Source organism: Nocardia sp. NPDC019395, assembly GCF_040632335.1.
In the GTDB taxonomy this organism is placed as follows: Bacteria; Actinomycetota; Actinomycetes; order Mycobacteriales; family Mycobacteriaceae; genus Nocardia.
In genome coordinates this window covers 55,497-71,009 of the sequence record NZ_JBEYBT010000012.1, presented here as the reverse complement: position 1 = coordinate 71,009, position 15,513 = coordinate 55,497, and the positions used below count along the sequence as shown (strand labels likewise).

General features: G+C 66.2%; 17 protein-coding genes. 8 read left to right on the top strand and 9 right to left on the bottom strand.

Translation table 11 applies throughout. The annotated features are described in order from the left end of the window. The first annotated feature begins 71 nt into the window (after positions 1-71). Positions 72-818 (top strand): CoA transferase subunit A, encoded by a 747-nt coding sequence (locus tag ABZ827_RS23185; RefSeq protein ID WP_357240388.1) that lies wholly within the window; start codon positions 72-74, stop codon positions 816-818. Beyond that, positions 815-1,471 (top strand): CoA transferase subunit B, encoded by a 657-nt coding sequence (locus tag ABZ827_RS23180; protein ID WP_357240161.1) that lies wholly within the window; start codon positions 815-817, stop codon positions 1,469-1,471. Before ABZ827_RS23185 ends, ABZ827_RS23180 begins: the two co-directional genes overlap by 4 nt. A gap of 30 nt (positions 1,472-1,501) precedes the next feature. Here ABZ827_RS23180 and ABZ827_RS23175 read toward each other — a convergent pair whose 3' ends face one another. Next, complete coding sequence (locus ABZ827_RS23175; RefSeq protein WP_357240158.1) at positions 1,502-2,410, bottom strand: LysR family transcriptional regulator; 909 nt, start codon at positions 2,408-2,410, stop codon at positions 1,502-1,504. A gap of 124 nt (positions 2,411-2,534) precedes the next feature. Between ABZ827_RS23175 and ABZ827_RS23170 the strand changes: the two genes are divergently transcribed. Both ABZ827_RS23170 and ABZ827_RS23165 read left to right on the top strand, forming a co-directional pair. Continuing rightward, positions 2,535-3,767 carry an aromatic acid/H+ symport family MFS transporter gene (locus ABZ827_RS23170; RefSeq protein ID WP_357240155.1) on the top strand — a complete coding sequence of 411 codons (1,233 nt, stop codon included), beginning with the start codon at positions 2,535-2,537 and terminating at the stop codon, positions 3,765-3,767. Continuing rightward, positions 3,764-4,945, top strand: coding sequence for a 4-hydroxybenzoate 3-monooxygenase (locus ABZ827_RS23165; protein WP_357240152.1), 1,182 nt, complete (start codon positions 3,764-3,766; stop codon positions 4,943-4,945). Before ABZ827_RS23170 ends, ABZ827_RS23165 begins: the two co-directional genes overlap by 4 nt. A 149-nt stretch (positions 4,946-5,094) precedes the next feature. Here ABZ827_RS23165 and ABZ827_RS23160 read toward each other — a convergent pair whose 3' ends face one another. Beyond that, a complete protein-coding gene (locus tag ABZ827_RS23160; RefSeq protein ID WP_357240149.1) occupies positions 5,095-5,685 on the bottom strand; it encodes a type 1 glutamine amidotransferase domain-containing protein in 591 nt (196 codons plus the stop codon). Between the two features lie 272 nt (positions 5,686-5,957). Here ABZ827_RS23160 and ABZ827_RS23155 point away from each other — a divergent pair, with 272 nt between their 5' ends. After that, positions 5,958-6,437: a DNA starvation/stationary phase protection protein gene (locus tag ABZ827_RS23155; protein WP_357240146.1), complete on the top strand. Its 480-nt coding sequence runs from the start codon at positions 5,958-5,960 to the stop codon at positions 6,435-6,437. Positions 6,438-6,518: 81 nt separating this feature from the next. Continuing rightward, complete coding sequence (locus ABZ827_RS23150) at positions 6,519-7,352, top strand: virginiamycin B lyase (protein WP_357240143.1); 834 nt, start codon at positions 6,519-6,521, stop codon at positions 7,350-7,352. Between the two features lie 69 nt (positions 7,353-7,421). Here the strand turns inward: ABZ827_RS23150 and abc-f are convergent, their stop codons facing one another. The 4 genes from abc-f to ABZ827_RS23130 all read right to left on the bottom strand — a co-directional run bounded on the left by abc-f (position 7,422) and on the right by ABZ827_RS23130 (position 10,841). Beyond that, the gene (gene abc-f / locus ABZ827_RS23145) at positions 7,422-9,062 is read right to left on the bottom strand and encodes a ribosomal protection-like ABC-F family protein (RefSeq protein WP_357240140.1); all 1,641 of its coding nucleotides are present in this window, start codon (positions 9,060-9,062) and stop codon (positions 7,422-7,424) included. A gap of 227 nt (positions 9,063-9,289) precedes the next feature. Continuing rightward, positions 9,290-9,712, bottom strand: coding sequence for a hypothetical protein (locus ABZ827_RS23140; protein WP_357240137.1), 423 nt, complete (start codon positions 9,710-9,712; stop codon positions 9,290-9,292). A 199-nt stretch (positions 9,713-9,911) separates the two neighbouring features. Beyond that, on the bottom strand, positions 9,912-10,076 hold the full coding sequence (locus ABZ827_RS23135; RefSeq protein ID WP_357240134.1) for a hypothetical protein: 165 nt from the start codon (positions 10,074-10,076) through the stop codon (positions 9,912-9,914). A gap of 189 nt (positions 10,077-10,265) precedes the next feature. Next, the gene (locus ABZ827_RS23130) at positions 10,266-10,841 is read right to left on the bottom strand and encodes a dihydrofolate reductase family protein (protein WP_357240131.1); all 576 of its coding nucleotides are present in this window, start codon (positions 10,839-10,841) and stop codon (positions 10,266-10,268) included. 306 nt (positions 10,842-11,147) lie between these two features. Between ABZ827_RS23130 and ABZ827_RS23125 the strand changes: the two genes are divergently transcribed. Together ABZ827_RS23125 and ABZ827_RS23120 are read left to right on the top strand one after the other, a co-directional pair. Then, the gene (locus ABZ827_RS23125) at positions 11,148-11,315 is read left to right on the top strand and encodes a gallidermin/nisin family lantibiotic (RefSeq protein ID WP_357240128.1); all 168 of its coding nucleotides are present in this window, start codon (positions 11,148-11,150) and stop codon (positions 11,313-11,315) included. A 111-nt stretch (positions 11,316-11,426) separates the two neighbouring features. Beyond that, a complete protein-coding gene (locus ABZ827_RS23120; RefSeq protein ID WP_357240125.1) occupies positions 11,427-12,560 on the top strand; it encodes a histidine kinase in 1,134 nt (377 codons plus the stop codon). Positions 12,561-12,567: 7 nt separating this feature from the next. Here the strand turns inward: ABZ827_RS23120 and ABZ827_RS23115 are convergent, their stop codons facing one another. From ABZ827_RS23115 to ABZ827_RS23105, 3 genes are all read right to left on the bottom strand, one after another. After that, positions 12,568-14,013 (bottom strand): hypothetical protein, encoded by a 1,446-nt coding sequence (locus ABZ827_RS23115; protein ID WP_357240123.1) that lies wholly within the window; start codon positions 14,011-14,013, stop codon positions 12,568-12,570. Next, entirely contained in the window at positions 14,010-14,708 is a 699-nt protein-coding gene (locus ABZ827_RS23110; RefSeq protein WP_357240120.1) for an ATP-binding cassette domain-containing protein, read from the bottom strand. Before ABZ827_RS23110 ends, ABZ827_RS23115 begins: the two co-directional genes overlap by 4 nt. A gap of 105 nt (positions 14,709-14,813) precedes the next feature. Next, positions 14,814-15,497, bottom strand: a complete 684-nt coding sequence (locus ABZ827_RS23105; protein ID WP_357240117.1) for a response regulator transcription factor — start codon at positions 15,495-15,497, stop codon at positions 14,814-14,816. Between the last annotated feature and the right edge of the window lie 16 nt (positions 15,498-15,513).

Genomic DNA, 15,513 nt, shown 5'->3' with positions numbered 1-15,513 from the left:
ACCGCTCGCAACGTTCACTATACGCACATGAGTTCACAATACGTACAAATGCGGTTACTGTGGTGTGCGTGATGGACAAAGTCATTGCCTCAGCCGCCGACGCGGTCGCCGATATTCCCGACGGTTCGTCACTCGCCGTCGGTGGATTCGGGCTGGTCGGCATTCCCGAAGCGCTGATCAACGCGCTGCACGAACAGGGCGCCGCGGAACTGGAGGTCGTCAGCAACAACTGCGGCACAAACGGTTTCGGCCTCGGCGTGCTACTCGCGGCCCACCGGATCCGCCGCACCATCAGCTCCTACGTCGGCGCCAACGAGGAATTCGCACGCCAGTACCTGTCGGGGGAGCTCGAGGTCGAGCTGACTCCGCAGGGCACCCTCGCCGAGCGGATGCGCGCCGGTGGTGCGGGTATCCCGGCGTTCTTCACCCCCGCCGGGGTGGGCACCCAGGTCGCCGAGGGTGGTCTGCCGCTGCGGTACGACGGTGCCGGTGGGGTCGCGGTGGCGAGCCCGCCGAAGGAGACCCGGGAGTTCGACGGCGTCACCTACGTGCTCGAACGCGGGATCGTCACCGATTACGCCCTGGTCCACGCCTGGAAGGGCGATCGGTACGGCAATCTCGTCTATCGCGCCAGCGCCCGCAATTTCAACCCACCCGCGGCCGCGGCGGGCCGTATCACCATCGCCCAGGTCGAGCATCTGGTGGAACCCGGCGAGCTCGATCCCGACCAGGTGCACACCCCCGGTATCCAGGTGCAGCGAGTGGTGCCGGTCGGCAAGGTCGAAGTAGGAATCGAGAACAGGACGGTGCGCGCATGACGCTGACCCGCGAACAGATGGCGGCCCGTGTCGCCGCCGAACTCGAGGACGGACAGTACGTCAACCTCGGTATCGGGATGCCGACGCTGGTACCCAACTATCTGCCCGACGACATCACCGTCGTGCTGCATTCGGAGAACGGCGTGCTCGGCGTCGGGCCGTACCCGACCGAGGAGGAACTCGACCCCGAACTGATCAACGCGGGCAAGGAAACCATCACGGTGCTGCCCGGCGCCTCGTTCTTCGACTCCGCGCAATCGTTCGGCATGATCCGCGGCGGGCAGGTCGATGTGGCCGTGCTCGGTGCCATGCAGGTCAGCGCCCGCGGCGACCTGGCCAACTGGATGATTCCGGGCAAGATGGTCAAGGGTATGGGCGGGGCGATGGATCTGGTGCACGGTGCGCGCCGGGTGATCGTGATGATGGAGCATGTATCCCGGTCGGGACAGCCGAAGATCGTCGAACAGTGTTCGCTGCCGCTGACCGGTCTGGGCTGCGTGAACCGGATCATCAGCGATATCGCGGTGCTCGATATCACCGAGAACGGGCTGGTGCTTGTGGAGACCGCGCCCGGGGTGACTGTCGACGAGGTCCGGGCGGCCACCGGTGCGGATATCGAGGTCGCCGCGGAACTGTCGGAGCGGGTCGGCTGAGACGGGCCGTCGATGATGTGGTCACCGATCTCACCAGGCCGGCATCCGGGTCATCGCTGTCCGGATCACCTCGAGAAACCACTGCTGCGGGCCACCACGATCCGGTGCGTGGCGCGTATATGCGGCGACCTCGACCGGTTCGATCGCCCACGGCAGCGCGAAGATCCGCACGGAATGCGTCCGGGCCAGCGCCCGGGCGACCCGCTCGGGGACGATGGCGACCAGTTCACTGTCCTGCACCACGTACGGCAGGGTCGCGAACCGGGTGACCCGGACCGCGATCCGCTCCTCGAGCCGATGTTCGACCAGGGCCTCGCGCGGACCGGTATGCCCGGTCGCGCCGTCGACAACCACATGCCGCTCCCGTTCGAGATCGGTCTGCGACGGGGCCGAGGCGCGCAGCCGGGGATGGTCGGCGGCGACCATTCCGGCGTAGCCCTCGGTGAACAGGACGGTCCGCCGCAGCCGCGGCGAATCCAGGACCGGGCTGGCCACAATGGCGTCCATCTCACCGCGGGTCAGCTGATCGGTGGCCGTCTCCAGGTCGAACGCCCGGACGCGCAGCCGGGCCCGCGGAGCCTGCGCCGCCAGTTCCGCGAGGACGAGCGGCAGTACCGTCACTTCTCCCAGGTCGGAGAGTCCGAGAGTGAACTGGGTCGGGCGATCGGGGTCGAATTCCGTAGTGGTGCCGAGTGTTTCGGTTACGTCCGCGAGCGCGCGGCGCAGCGGGGGGTAAAGCCGTTCGGCTTCCGAGGTCGCGGTCAGGCCGCCGGGGCCGCGGACGAACAGTTCGTCGTCGAGGCGGCGGCGGAGTTTGCCGAGACCGTAGCTGACCGTCGGCTGGGTGACGCCGAGGAGATCGGCGGCCGCCGTCACGCTGCGGGTCTCGTAGAGCAGGACGAAGGTGCGCACCAGGTTGAGGTCGAAATCCGGGGCCATAGATCTCCTCTATGCAATGTCAGAAAATCATCTATTGGATTTCTGATGAATCCCAGCCTAGCGTGAGTGCCATCACAGACCGGGTCGGCGCTACGACTCGTTGATCAGAAATGAATCCCCCACCATGAACAAATTCCTGTCGTGGCCGGCCGCGCTCTGCTGGCTCACCGTGCTGCTCGACGGGTACGACCTCGTCGTGCTCGGCGCGGTCATCCCGACCCTCATCGACGAGAACCACGTCGGTTTCACCGCCGCGAGCGCCACCTTCGCCGCGACCATCTCCCTGGTCGGTGTGGCCATCGGCGCCGCCGGGTCCGGTCCGCTGGCCGACCGCTACGGCCGCCGCTCGGTCCTGCTGGGCTCGATCCTGCTGTTCTCGATCTTCACGATCGCGGTGCCGTGGGCCGGGTCGGTCGGGATGTTCGGTGCCTTCCGGCTGCTCGCCGGGCTCGGGCTCGGCGCCTGTATGCCCACCGCGCTGACCTTCATGGCCGAACATATGCCTCCGTCGCGCCGGGCGTTCGCCAGCACCTTCACCATGACCGGCTACCACTTCGGCGCGGTATCGGCGTCGGTGCTCGCGCTCTGGCTGATCCCCAGCTGGGAGATCCTGTTCTACGCCGGTGGTGTGGCCGGGTTGCTGCTGCTACCGCTCATGTGGTTCAAGCTGCCGGAATCGGACGCCTACCTGGCGGTCCAGGGGAAGGTGGAACGGGTCAACCCGACTGTTGTGCTGCAGCCGAAATACCTGCGCATAACCCTCGGCGTCTGGGTCGGATCCTTCATGGGGCTGCTGCTGGTCTACGGCCTGAACACTTGGCTGCCCAAGCTGATGCGCGACGCCGGATACAACATGTCGACCTCGCTGACGCTGCTGCTGGTACTGAATATCGGCGCGATCATCGGTCTCGTGATCGCGGGGGCGCTCGCCGACCGCCGGGGTATCAAACCGACGATTCTGGTCTGGTTCGGCGGTGCCGCGGTGCTGCTCGCGCTGCTGAGTATCAAGGTCCCGAATACGTTGCTGCTCAACGCCCTGGTGCTGATCACCGGAATCTTCGTATTCTCCGCCCAGGTGCTCGTCTACGCCTACATAACCCAGGCCTATCCGGCCGAGATCCGGGCCACCGCGCTCGGACTGGCCGCCGCCGTCGGCCGGCTCGGCGCCATCTTCGGCCCGAGTATCACCGGAGCGCTCATCGTCGCCGGATCCGCCCATCCGTGGGGTTTCTACTTCTTCGCGCTGGTCGCGGGGATCGGACTGCTCGCGCTCGCCACCTTGCCCCGGCTGGCCCGGCAGTCGAACCCAACCGATGAAACCTCCGGCCCCGACGATCTGAAGGAGTACGCCGTATGACCTCCACCCGCACTCAGGTAGCCATTGTCGGCGCGGGACCGGCGGGTCTGCTGCTCTCCCATCTGCTGCACCGGTCCGGAATCGACTCGGTGGTGGTCGATATCCGCGGCCGGCACGAGATCGCCACCACGATCCGCGCGGGCATCCTCGAAGCGGGTTCGGTGCGCACCCTGGTGGATACGGGAGTCTCCGATCGCGTGATCACCGAGGGTGATCGGCACGACGGCGTGGTGTTGCGGTTCGGCGGGGAGAACCATCGCATCGACTTCCAGGAACTGGTCGGCGAATCGGTATGGCTGTACCCGCAGAACGATGTTTTCGCCGATCTCGCCGCCCGCCGGGAAGCCGATCAGGGCGACGTGCGGTACGGCGTTTCCGATACCGCGGTCGATATCTCGGGAGAACGTCCCGTGGTGTCGTTCACCGGTGCGGACGGGCGCCCGGCCCGGGTCGAGGCGGATCTGGTGGTCGGGGCGGACGGCTCCCGTTCGGTCTGCCGTAAGACATTCCCGGAGGGCACCCGGAAGGAATGGTTCCGCGAATACCCGTTCGCCTGGTTCGGTTTCCTCACCGAGGCGCCGCGCTCGCACGAGGAGCTGATCTACGCCCACTCCGACCACGGATTCGCGCTGGTCAGCCAGCGCACCCCCACCGTGCAGCGGATGTATTTCCAGTGCTCGCCCGATGAGCGGCCCGAGGAATGGGACGACGACCGGGTCTGGGCGGAGATGCGCCGCCGGGTCAACGGGAACGGTTTCGAGATCGAGGAGGGGCCGATCCACGCGAAGATGGTGCTGCCGTTCCGGTCCTTCGTCACCGCTCCGATGCGCCACGGCCGGTTACTGCTCGCCGGCGATGCCGCGCACACCGTCCCGCCGACCGGAGCGAAAGGGCTGAACCTTGCCTTGGCCGATGTCGAAGTGCTGCACGAATCCATCACCGAATTTCTTGCCGGAGGCGGTGATCGGGTGCTCGACAGCTACACCGAGCGGGCACTCGACCGGGTGTGGAAAGCTCAGCACTTCTCGTACTGGATGACCACGATGCTGCATTCCGTCGACGGCGCCTCCGCGTTCGATATCGCGCGGCAGCGCGGAGAACTGGCGTCGGTCACCGGATCCCGGCACGGTTCGGCCTATCTGGCCGAGGCCTATACCGGTTGGCAGCAGACCGGCTGAGCGGAGCGATTGTCCGCGAGGCGATTTCGCGTGCCGCAGCGGTCGCCGGCCGCCCCGCCCTGACGCGCACGGTCCGGGCGACAACGAGTACGTGATGCCGGCCAGGGCCGGTCGGTATCGGCTCGGGCTCGATCCACTGCGCTGGAGAATCACCGGATGGCGGTCGCGCCCTCCGGATGCACCGGATGTTTGCCCTCGGCGAACTCCTCGAGAATCTTCGCGCAGAACGCGGGCAGGTCACCGGGGTTGCGGCTGGACACCAGACCGTGGTCGTTGACCACCTCTTCGTCGACCACGATGCCACCGGCATTCCGGATATCGGTCCGGACGCTGGGATAGGAGGTCAGGGTGCGGCCCCGGACCACATCGGCTTCTACCAGCGTCCACGGTCCGTGACAGATCACACCGACCGGTTTACCGGCGGCGAAGAAATCGCGGACGAACCGCACGGCGTCCGGGTCCTGGCGGAGTTGATCAGGATTCGTGGTGCCGCCGGGCAGCAGCAGGGCATCGAATTCGTCGGGACTGCATTCGCCGACGACCCGGTCGACAGTGAAAGTGTCGCCCTTCTCCACGTCATGGTTCATGGCCTGGATCTCGCCTGATCGCAGCGACAGCAAGGCGGTACTCGCCCCGGCGTCCTCGACCGCGGAACGCGGTTCGACAAGCTCGACCTGTTCCACCCCGTCCGTGGCGAGAACAGCGACCCGCTGTCCGGTCAGATTGTGCTGCTGGCCCATACCCTGCTCCTTTCCGGGTCGTGCGCGGTAGCGGTCTGCCCGCGACCTACCCGGGGAACGACCCGTGAAACATCGGGTAGCCGCACTACCCGGATCGTCTCCGTGGCGTTCATCGCGTGGCCGGATAGTCGAACCGGCCGGTGCGATTGTCCCGCTCCGGTTCCCCGTGTGAGCGAGCTGACAGCGGGGGCCGGTGATTGAGTGCCACGAGACCGGGTAGTCGGCCCGTGTCCCGCGCACAAGTGCGTAACGACAAAGAAAGGCATTCGAGGATGAACGTCCCGATCAAGAGCACACTCGACCCGGAACAGCAGCGCATCACCGGTGACGCTCTCCGGGCGAGTGTCGTCGACCTGATCGATCTGTCCCTGATCGCCAAGCAGGCACATTGGAATGTGCTCGGCACCCACTTCCGTTCCGTCCATCTGGCACTCGACGAACTGGTGACCGCGGCCCGCGACTTCACCGACTCGGCCGCCGAACGTGCCACCGCCATCGGGGTCAGTCCGGACGGGCGTGCCGCCACAGTGGCCAAGGAGGCGGCCGGGCTGGAATTCCCCGACGGCTGGCAGCAGGACACCGATGTCATCAATGCGATAGTTACGAATCTCAACACGGTGATCCGCCGGTTCCGCGAGCGCATCGAGCTCACCGAGAAGGCCGACCCGGTGACCCAGGATCTCTTCATCGAGATCGCGGCCCGGCTCGAACAACTGCACTGGATGTGGCAGGCTCAGCTGTCTACCGCCTGATCCGCCCGCTCAGCGGGCCATGACCGGGCGGCTCGTCATGGACGGGTCGTATCGCACCGAGAAGCCGGTGCGGGAAGAGGAGTGAGCGTGTTTCGGGTCGCCGGGTCGCCGTACGGAGTGAGCCCGGGACCCGACGGGGCTCTGTGGTTCACACTGTCCGGCGCGGGCGCGGTCGGCCGGTTTCTCGACGGTGAGGTTCGCACCTATCCACTCGGCCGGCCCGACGGGCAGCCGACGGTGATCGTGCCCGGACCCGATGAAGCCGTATGGTTCACCGAATTCCGCGGCAACCGAATAGGCCGGATCACTGGGGAAGGTGATCCGGCCTGGTTTCCCGCCGAATCGCCCTACGGTCTCACCGCCGGCCCCGACGGTGCCCTGTGGTTCACCGAACTGCAGGCCGGCCGGATCGGGCGACTCACCCTGGACGGCGATATCACCCGTTTCCCGGTGACCGGTATGCCGTCGATGATCGGCACCGGCTCGGACGGCGCCCTCTGGTACACGCTCAACCAGGGCAACGCGATCGGACGAACCGACCTCGGCGGGACGACATCCGTATACCCGCTCCCCACGTCGGCGGCCGGCCCGGTCGGCATCACGCCCGGCCCGGACGGCGCCCTCTGGTTCGTCGAGATCGGCGCCGGCCAGGTCGGCCGGATCAGCACCACCGGCGATATCACGGAGTTCCCGCTACCGGATCGCGAGGCACGCCCTCACGCCATCATCACCGGCCCCGACGGTGCCCTCTGGTTCACCGAATGGGCGGTATCGCGACTCGGCCGCATCACAGTCGAGGGTGTGATCACCGAAACGGATCTGCCGGGAAGCGAACCGCACGGGTTGACCGTCGGTCCGGACGGCGCCCTGTGGGTCGCCATGGAATCCGGCAGCATCGAGCGTATTCCGCTGTGAGGGATCGGTGAGTGGGGTCGCCCGATGCCTGCTGTTCACCGGACGACCTCACTCGGACGAGGCGGAGCCTCAGCTGCTTGTCGCGGGTGCGGCGACCTCGAGGAGCCGGCCTTCGGACAACCGCAGCCAGCGCTGGACACCTATTTCGGTGAGGAAGCGTTCGTCGTGGCTGACCACTACGAATGCTCCCTCGTAGGCGTTGAGCGCGTTCTCCAGTTGTCCCACGCTGACCAGATCTAGGTTGTTGGTCGGTTCGTCCAGCAGTAGGAGTTGTGGTGCCGGCTCGGCGAACAGAATGCAGGCCAGTGTGGCCCGCAACCGTTCGCCGCCGGAGAGATCGCCGACTCGCAGGTGTACCCGGGCGCCCCGGAACAGGAACCGGGCCAGTAGGTTCATCCGCTGGGCGGTCGGTAGGTCCGGGGCGAACGTGGCCAGGTTCTCGGCTACGGTGCGGTCCGTGTCGAGCAGATCCAAACGCTGGGACAGATAGGCCACGCGCCCGTCCGCGCGGGTGATCTCGCCGGACGCAGCGGCGAGATCACCGTGGAGGATGCGCAACAAGGTGGACTTGCCGGCGCCGTTCGGACCCGTCAGCGCGATGCGTTCGGGTCCGCGAATCGCCAGATCCGCACCCTCGCCGGCGAATATCTGCCGATCACCGATCCCGTAGCGGATGTGTTCGCCGAGAAATACCGTACGTCCGGCCGGGACATTGGTACCGGGCAATTGCAGCGCGATTTTCTGGTCCTCGCGTAGCGTCCGTTCGGCCTGGTCGAGCCGGTTCCGGGCGGCATCGACGCGGGCGGTGTGCGTGCCGTCCGCGCGGCCCGCGGATTCCTGCGCGTTGCGTTTCATGGTGCCCGCGAAGATCTTCGGCAGTCCGGCGTTGCCGAGATTACGGGCGGCGTTGCTCGATCGGCGGGCGGCGCGTTCCCGGGCCTGCTGCAACTCCCGTTTCTCCCGTTTCACCTCCTGTTCCGCATTGCGGATGTTCTTCTCCGCGACCTCCCGCGCGGCCCGCACCGCTTGTTCGTAATCGGTGAAATTGCCGCCGTGATAGTTGATCTCGCCGGCATGGAGTTCGGCGATACGGTCCATTCGATCCAGGAGTGCGCGGTCGTGGCTCACCAGCAGCAGGCAGCCGTTCCAGTCGCCGAGCAGATCGTAGAGCCGGTGGCGTGCGTCCAGATCGAGGTTGTTGGTGGGTTCGTCGAGCAGTAGCACATCGGGCCGGCGCAGCAGTTGGGCCGCGAGACCCAGCGATACCACCTGACCACCGCTGAGCGTGTGCAGCCGGCGGGTGAACTCGAGATCGCCCAGCTCCAGCCGGTCCAGCTGGGCGCGGGTGCGTTCCTCGATATCCCACTCCGAACCGATCGTGGTGAAGTGCTCCTCGGCGGTATCACCCGATTCGACCGCTTCCAGCGCCGCCAGCACGGGGGCGATGCCCAGGAGCTCGGCGACGGTCATATCGCCGGTCAGGGGGAGCGTCTGGGGGAGATAGCCGAGCACGCCGTCGACGGTGACGCTGCCGTCCACGGGTCGCAGATCACCCGCGATCAAGCGCAGCAGAGTGCTCTTACCGGCGCCGTTCGGGGCGACGAGCCCGGTGCGCCCGCCGGGCACGGTGAACGACAGATCGGCGAAGACAGGGGTGTCGTCCGGCCAGGAGAACGACAGGTTCGAACAGACGATATAAGCATCGGGCATGTGGGGAGACCTCAGGTTTCGTGCGGGCGCTTCGCAACGCGCCGCGAGAGGGAGTGATGAACGGCGACATGGCCACGGCAGCGGCGCCCGAATGCGCTCAACTGGTGGCCGTCAGAGCCGGGTGACCCCGGTGATGTCGAGTTCACCAACCATGGTCGGTCTCCTGTATTTCGATGACCCGATCGACGATAGCAGCCGGGCTACCGGCCGATGGGGATCGGTGGGGTTCAGCGGCGACTGTTGTTCATATGGTTGTCGACGTCACCCGGGGTGGGTGGCTCGCCGCACTGGATACCGCAGCGCTGCTCCAGAGGGACCTGGGATCCGTCGGGATAGGCACAGCTGCCGCTGTCGCAGTTGTAGTTGATGGTGTTCGGATCCATCGGCAGCGGCTCGGAGTAGTAGGACCACGCGAAGGTGTCACTCCCCGATACGGGGGAGCAGTAGACGGTTGTGCCGTCCGCGAGGTGGCCGGTCTGGCCGGGAGCGGCGCAGTAGCTGTGCAGCTCGACCTGAGGGTTCGGTCCGTTATCGGTGCGGACCAGAGGTCCGGGAAGGGCGGCCGCGGGAGCGGCGACGGCGAAGAAGAAGGCGGCGGCCCCGACGGTCGCGCCGAGAAGCCGGGGACCGATACGCGATGTTGGCCTCATGAACAGGTTCCGTTCTGTCGAGTGGTAGATCCCGACCGGTCGGACTGATTGATATTAGCTATCAAAACTGGGTGGTGGCAATGGGCATCGAGGCGGTCGTATATCCGGTGAAGAGGTATCAACGCGGATGAGCAGGTCGCGCGAAGACGCGGCCTGCTCATCCTGGTGCACGCTCCTCTTCGAGCTGCGGTGGGAAAACTCAGATGCATACCTCGGCACTGCCCAGTGGTACGCAGATCTCCACGGATCCCAGACCCGGAAGCTGAACGGGGCCGGTAGCGGCGGACGCGGCGGGAGCCGCGAACGCGCCCAGGAAAAGTGCGATGGCGGTTGCGGCGAAGACTTTGGTGATCCTGGCTGACATTTCGATCCTCCGGTCGGATGGAAACAAAATTGATTCATCGGCGCACGGATTCAGTTTTCGCCGCTGTGGGCCCGCATACCAGACAAGGAACCATCAAGTTCTTGATTCGAGGTCACGGACGGGCCGCTGTTCGAGTCGAAACCGGTCGCGTCCCGGTTACACCGAGTCCATCGTCGCGCTGGATTCCGCTCAGTGCACGACGTCGTAGATGAGCTTCGTTACGCCGTTGGAATAGACCGCGGACTCCCGCAGGCGCAGGGTCTGCTTATCCCGGTCCGCCCTGCTGAACAGGCTCTTACCCGCTCCGAGCAGCACCGGGAACACGAGAAGGTTGTACCGGTCGATCAGTTCGGCGTCCGACAGCCGCCGAGCCAGCTCGGCACTTCCGTGGATGAAGATCGCGCCACCATCGGTGTGTTTCAATTCGGCGATATCGTCGGTCGACCGCAGGATCCTGATCGGGCCCCAACCCTCGATCAGGTCACCTTCGGCCAAGCTCGTCGAAACGACGTACTTGGGGAGCTCCTTGTACGCGGCGTGATCCTCCGAATCGCGCCAGGCCGTGGCGAAGGCCTCGTAGCTGCGACGGCCGAACATCAGTGCGGTCGTATCGGCGAGTTCCTCCTCCTTGAGCGAGTAGGCCTCGGGCACGAATTCCGTATCCATCACCCAGCCGCCGCTGCGGTGTCCCTCGATCTGGCCGCCCGGCGAGTCCACCACTCCGTCGACCGATACGAACCCTGTGTAGACCACTTCACGTGTCAAAGAATCCTCCTGAGAGCGGACGGTGCGGACCGCCGGTGGCCGGTGCATCCGGGCGGCCGGGGCGTCGGTTCGACGCGTCTTCTCCGACTGCCGCTGGTCAGCCTACGGGCCGGCGGTGCCGCCGCCTCGAACGAAACCCGGCACCGATTGTCATCGGCGATATCCGCCGTACCGCCGTCGGCAGCGGTCGTGCACGCGGCCGCCACCGGCTGAGAACCCGGTGTGATCGCAGTGTGAGTTCTCGCTGAGAGGCTCGATATCGGAAGCGAAACACGCTTCACGCGAAGAACATCCGAGGAGTTACCGATGTCCGAGTTCGACCTCGACCTGCAGGTCCGTTCGCTGACCAACCCCGCGTCGGCGCCGCTGACACGGGTCACCAGCAAATCGCTGTGCACCCCGGGCTGTGAGACCGGCCCGCTGCAGGGCTGCCACGTCCATACCGCGACCTGCGGATGCCACATCAGCAAATGATGTGAACCCCCTCGGGTTCCGAGCGGGAGTGGAGCGAGGGGCAGTCCGCGTGCGGGCTGCCCCTCCCCGCTGTTGTCGTGCTGTTCGAAACCACCACGATAGGGTTTTGTGATGCCCCGCATCATGTTCCGCCGTGTGCCGGCGGTCGATGTGCTCCTCGGTATCGCCGGACTGTTCTGCGCGGGAATTTCGTGGATGCTCGTGTTTACCGTGCCGGGGGAGCAGCGCCTGGCATACGTGAGCGTCGCACTGCTGTCGACAGGTGTGGCGCTGCTGGTATTCGTCCGGCGCATCTGGGTGGTTCCCGCGTTCCTCGGCACCTACCTGCTGTTCGCCGGTATAGCCGTCACCGCGGCCATGTCATCCTTCTACCTCAGTGTTCAGCCGATCCTGTTGTTCGCGCCGGTATCGCTCATGGCGGTGACCGAATTCGCGCGTTCGTGGTGGTGGGGGCCGATCGGCTTTCTGCTCGGTGTCGCGGGCAGTCTCGGTAGTCCCGCTATCAGGGCGGATAACTTCCAATGGTCGGTGGGCACCCATATCGTCGTGCTGACCGTCGCGTATCTGTTCGCCGGGCACGGTCGCACGATTCGCTCGGCGCACGAGCGTGAACTCGAAGCCGCCCGGATGACGGAGCGCAATCGGATAGCCGCCGAGCTGCACGACGTCCTCGGGCATACGCTCACTGTTGTTCGCGCGCAGGCCACCGCGGGTTTGCATATCGCCGAGCGGCGGCACGAATCGACCGCCGGGACTCTGCGCACGGTGGCCGAGGTTTCGAAGGCCGCGCTCGGCGATGTCCGGCATCTCGTCGGACTGCTCCGCGACGGGCACAGCGATACGGCGTCGGCCGATACCATCACCGACCTGCGCGATACGCTGGTCCGCGCGCGGAACGCGGGCGTTGTCGTCATCGACGATCTCCCGCCGGACGAGACACTGTCCGCGTGGCAGCAACGCTGGCCGACCGCCGCCCGGCTCGCCGTCCTCCGCGTTGTCCGCGAAGCGGTCACCAATGTCATCAAACACGGCGGTGGCGAAGCGACGGTGACGGTGACGGTTCGCGAGGATTCGGGGTCGTGCATCGTGGTGGTGGACAACGACGGCCACGTCCCGCGCAGCCTGCAGAGGGGGAACGGTCTGACCGGGTTGCAGGAGCGGATGTCCTCGGTCGGCGGCACATTCGACGTCGCGGTGACCTCTTCGGGTGTGTGCCTTCGGGCGGAACTCCCTGTTCCCGAATAGCACCCGATCACACTCTGGTCATCCTGCGGGCGAAGATCCGGTACATCAGCGCTGCGGCCGCGCAGGCCAGCGGGATAGTGAATATCATCCGGCTCGCCTCCAGATAGGCCGCCCACGACCACGGAACGGCCAAACCGACGAGATCGGCGAGCCCGGTGCCACCGACCAGAGTTCCGAACAGGACGCCGACGAACCCGGCCAGCAATCCCGCGATGCGGCCACCGACGGCGGTGATGAGCGCACTGAGCATCACCAGCATCGCGCCGACCACGGCGGAAACCATGACCTGCCGCAGCGCACCGGAAACCGATTCCTTCGCCAGCACAGCTGTCACACCGACGATCACACAGACCAGGGCCTCGGTTGCCAGCAGGAACAGCGCAACGCGGGTGGCCAGTGTCCGTGGATCACGCGGACGGACAGCGACCGCGCGGAATCCCTCCTGTATTCGCGGTATCCAGATAGCCGGCAACACGGCACATCCCATCGGCAGAACTATCAGTGCGAAGAACAAATAGGCCACGCTCGGGCTGTACCACCACTGCAGCAGTACTGTCGCGCCGACCGCGCCGACCGCCATAACGCCCACCCACCAGCTGCGCAGGATCGCGAAAACGGCCGCGGTCGGACTGCCGTAGCGGCGGCCGGGCGTGCCGTAACGAACTCTCGACCGCGCCGGTGGTGCCGAAGGAGCCCAGTTCCGGAGTCGCTGCACGGTGCCGCTGATCGCCGGCGCCGCCAGTAAGAAGGCAACAGCGGACACAGCGCCCAGGACGGCCGCCGCCGGGCCGTGATCGATCTGCGCACCGTCGAGCCCGACCCCGTTCGCATGCGTTCCGATCAGCGGTAACGCCGGGCGGACGATCCAGGCCGGCGGCGCGAGGTACCACAGCGACGACTCGGCGGACACCGTACCGAGCACACTGAACAGCAAGCCGACGGCGACACATCCGCCGATGCCCGCCAGCTCGCCGACCAGGGTGAGAAGTGCGCAGTAGCCGAGATAGGAGATCCACAGCACCGCCAGTAATCCGATGCTGTCTCCCACGATCTGCAGCGGCGCGGCCGTCGTCGAAACCAGACCCAGCGCACCGCTCACCGTCAGGGTCGCACTGTGTGCCAGTAGACACCAGACGGCGATGATCACGAATCGCGCGTTGCGCAGCATCGACCGTGTGACGGCACGGTATTCGACACCCCCGGAACGGGAACGCTTGTCGACCATGGCGAGCGCCCCTGCCAGCACGGCCGTGAACAGCGGGCCGATCATGACCACCCACATGTTGAGATGCGCCAGCGAGTCGGCCCACGTCGGCTCGGCCGTCGCGAACTGCAAACCCGCCACCAGCAGCGAGTAGCCGGCGGCGCCGAAGGGCACGACGACCAGCGGCGAGCGCATCCAGATCTGGGTCTGTGCGCGCAGCACCGCGGGAAACCGCGGGATCGCGCTCATACCGTCACCGCCGCGCAGCGATCGAAGTACGCGCGCTCGATATTGCCATCGGGCGCGAAATCGGCGAGGGTCCCTTGAAAAACCGTGCGTCCGGCGACGATACAGCCGATATGGTGTGCCGTCGCGGCGACCTCGGTGAGCACATGACTGCTGAACAGCACGGTGCGCCCCTCGGCCGCGATCGTACGCATCAGGTCGCGCATATATCGGATGCCCTCGGGGTCCAATCCGTTCTGCGGCTCGTCGAGCACCACCAGTTCGGGGTCACCCAGCAGTGCGATGGCCGTGGCGAGCCTCGTCTTCATACCCGTCGAATACCGTCCGGCGCGACGATCGGCGACCTGGGTCAAGCCGGCGAGATGGAGAGCGCGATCGATATCGTGCTCTCCGGCGCCGATGAGGTTCGCGTGTACCCGAAGATTCTTGCGCGCGCTGAGATGACCGTAGAAGCTCGGACCGTTCACCGAGGCACCGACTCGCGCGAGACTTTCGCGCTGCCAATCCGTACCGAAGAGCCGCACCACTCCGCTATCGGGGCGAAGCAGCCCCAGCAGGATCGACAGCGAGGTGGACTTTCCGGCGCCGTTGGATCCCAGTAATCCGTATACGGTTCCCGGGTAGACCGACAGCGTGACATCGGTCAGCGCCTGTGTGCGCCCGAAGCGCTTACTGAGCCGTTGTGCATCGATGATCATGCCGTCGAGTATCGGAGGAATACAGTGCGCCGAGCTTCCTTCGGCGGGACGAATATCGCCCGCCTGCTCCTCCCACGGGAGGAGGGTTCCGGCGCCGGCAGGGGGTCAGCGCACCAGGCCCACGGCGTGCGCCAACACCACCAATGCGACCCGGTCGCGGCAGCTCAATTTCCCGAGCAGGCTGCGGACATGCGTTTTCACCGTCGTCTCCGCGATCCCCAGCTGCCCGGCGATCTCACCGTTCGTGCGTCCGGTCGCGATCAACCCGAGGACGTCGAGTTCGCGCGGACTGAGCTGGGCCAGCGAGCGATGCGCCTCCGAAGACCTGGATTCCGCCGCGGGGGGCGCTTCGCGCGGGGCCCGGCCTCGTCGATAGGCATCGAAGAGATGGGTGGTCGCGGTGGGTGCGATCACCGCCTTACCGGCGTGCACGGCGCGGATGGCGGCGAGCAATTCGGCCGGTTCACAGTCCTTGAGCAGGAAACCGGACGCGCCCGCCGCCACCGCTTCCACAACATAGGAATCGACATTGAACGTCGTCAGCACGATGACCCGGGGCCGGCTCCCGGACCGTGTGATCTCCCGTGTCGCGGCGACGCCGTCCATGCCCGGCATCCGGATATCGAGCAGGAGGATATCGACGGGTTGTGAGCGACACAGCTGAACAGCGTCGCGCCCGCTGCGTCCACCCGGCATTACCCGAATATCGGATTCGTCGGCCAGTAGCGTCTCGAATGCCGAAGCGACAAGCGGCTGGTCGTCCACGACGGCGACATTGATCGGGCTCAATCTCTCACCCCAGTGC

Bases quoted from the DNA above. Each gene is read 5' to 3' on its own strand.
- ABZ827_RS23185 (WP_357240388.1), top strand. From the start codon at position 72: ATGGACAAAGTCATTGCCTCAGCCGCCGACGCGGTCGCCGATATTCCC.
- ABZ827_RS23180 (WP_357240161.1), top strand. From the start codon at position 815: ATGACGCTGACCCGCGAACAGATGGCGGCCCGTGTCGCCGCCGAACTC.
- ABZ827_RS23175 (WP_357240158.1), bottom strand. From the start codon at position 2,410: ATGGCCCCGGATTTCGACCTCAACCTGGTGCGCACCTTCGTCCTGCTC.
- ABZ827_RS23170 (WP_357240155.1), top strand. From the start codon at position 2,535: ATGAACAAATTCCTGTCGTGGCCGGCCGCGCTCTGCTGGCTCACCGTG.
- ABZ827_RS23165 (WP_357240152.1), top strand. From the start codon at position 3,764: ATGACCTCCACCCGCACTCAGGTAGCCATTGTCGGCGCGGGACCGGCG.
- ABZ827_RS23160 (WP_357240149.1), bottom strand. From the start codon at position 5,685: ATGGGCCAGCAGCACAATCTGACCGGACAGCGGGTCGCTGTTCTCGCC.
- ABZ827_RS23155 (WP_357240146.1), top strand. From the start codon at position 5,958: ATGAACGTCCCGATCAAGAGCACACTCGACCCGGAACAGCAGCGCATC.
- abc-f (WP_357240140.1), bottom strand. From the start codon at position 9,062: ATGCCCGATGCTTATATCGTCTGTTCGAACCTGTCGTTCTCCTGGCCG.
- ABZ827_RS23140 (WP_357240137.1), bottom strand. From the start codon at position 9,712: ATGAGGCCAACATCGCGTATCGGTCCCCGGCTTCTCGGCGCGACCGTC.
- ABZ827_RS23135 (WP_357240134.1), bottom strand. From the start codon at position 10,076: ATGTCAGCCAGGATCACCAAAGTCTTCGCCGCAACCGCCATCGCACTT.
- ABZ827_RS23125 (WP_357240128.1), top strand. From the start codon at position 11,148: ATGTCCGAGTTCGACCTCGACCTGCAGGTCCGTTCGCTGACCAACCCC.
- ABZ827_RS23120 (WP_357240125.1), top strand. From the start codon at position 11,427: ATGCCCCGCATCATGTTCCGCCGTGTGCCGGCGGTCGATGTGCTCCTC.
- ABZ827_RS23115 (WP_357240123.1), bottom strand. From the start codon at position 14,013: ATGAGCGCGATCCCGCGGTTTCCCGCGGTGCTGCGCGCACAGACCCAG.
- ABZ827_RS23110 (WP_357240120.1), bottom strand. From the start codon at position 14,708: ATGATCATCGATGCACAACGGCTCAGTAAGCGCTTCGGGCGCACACAG.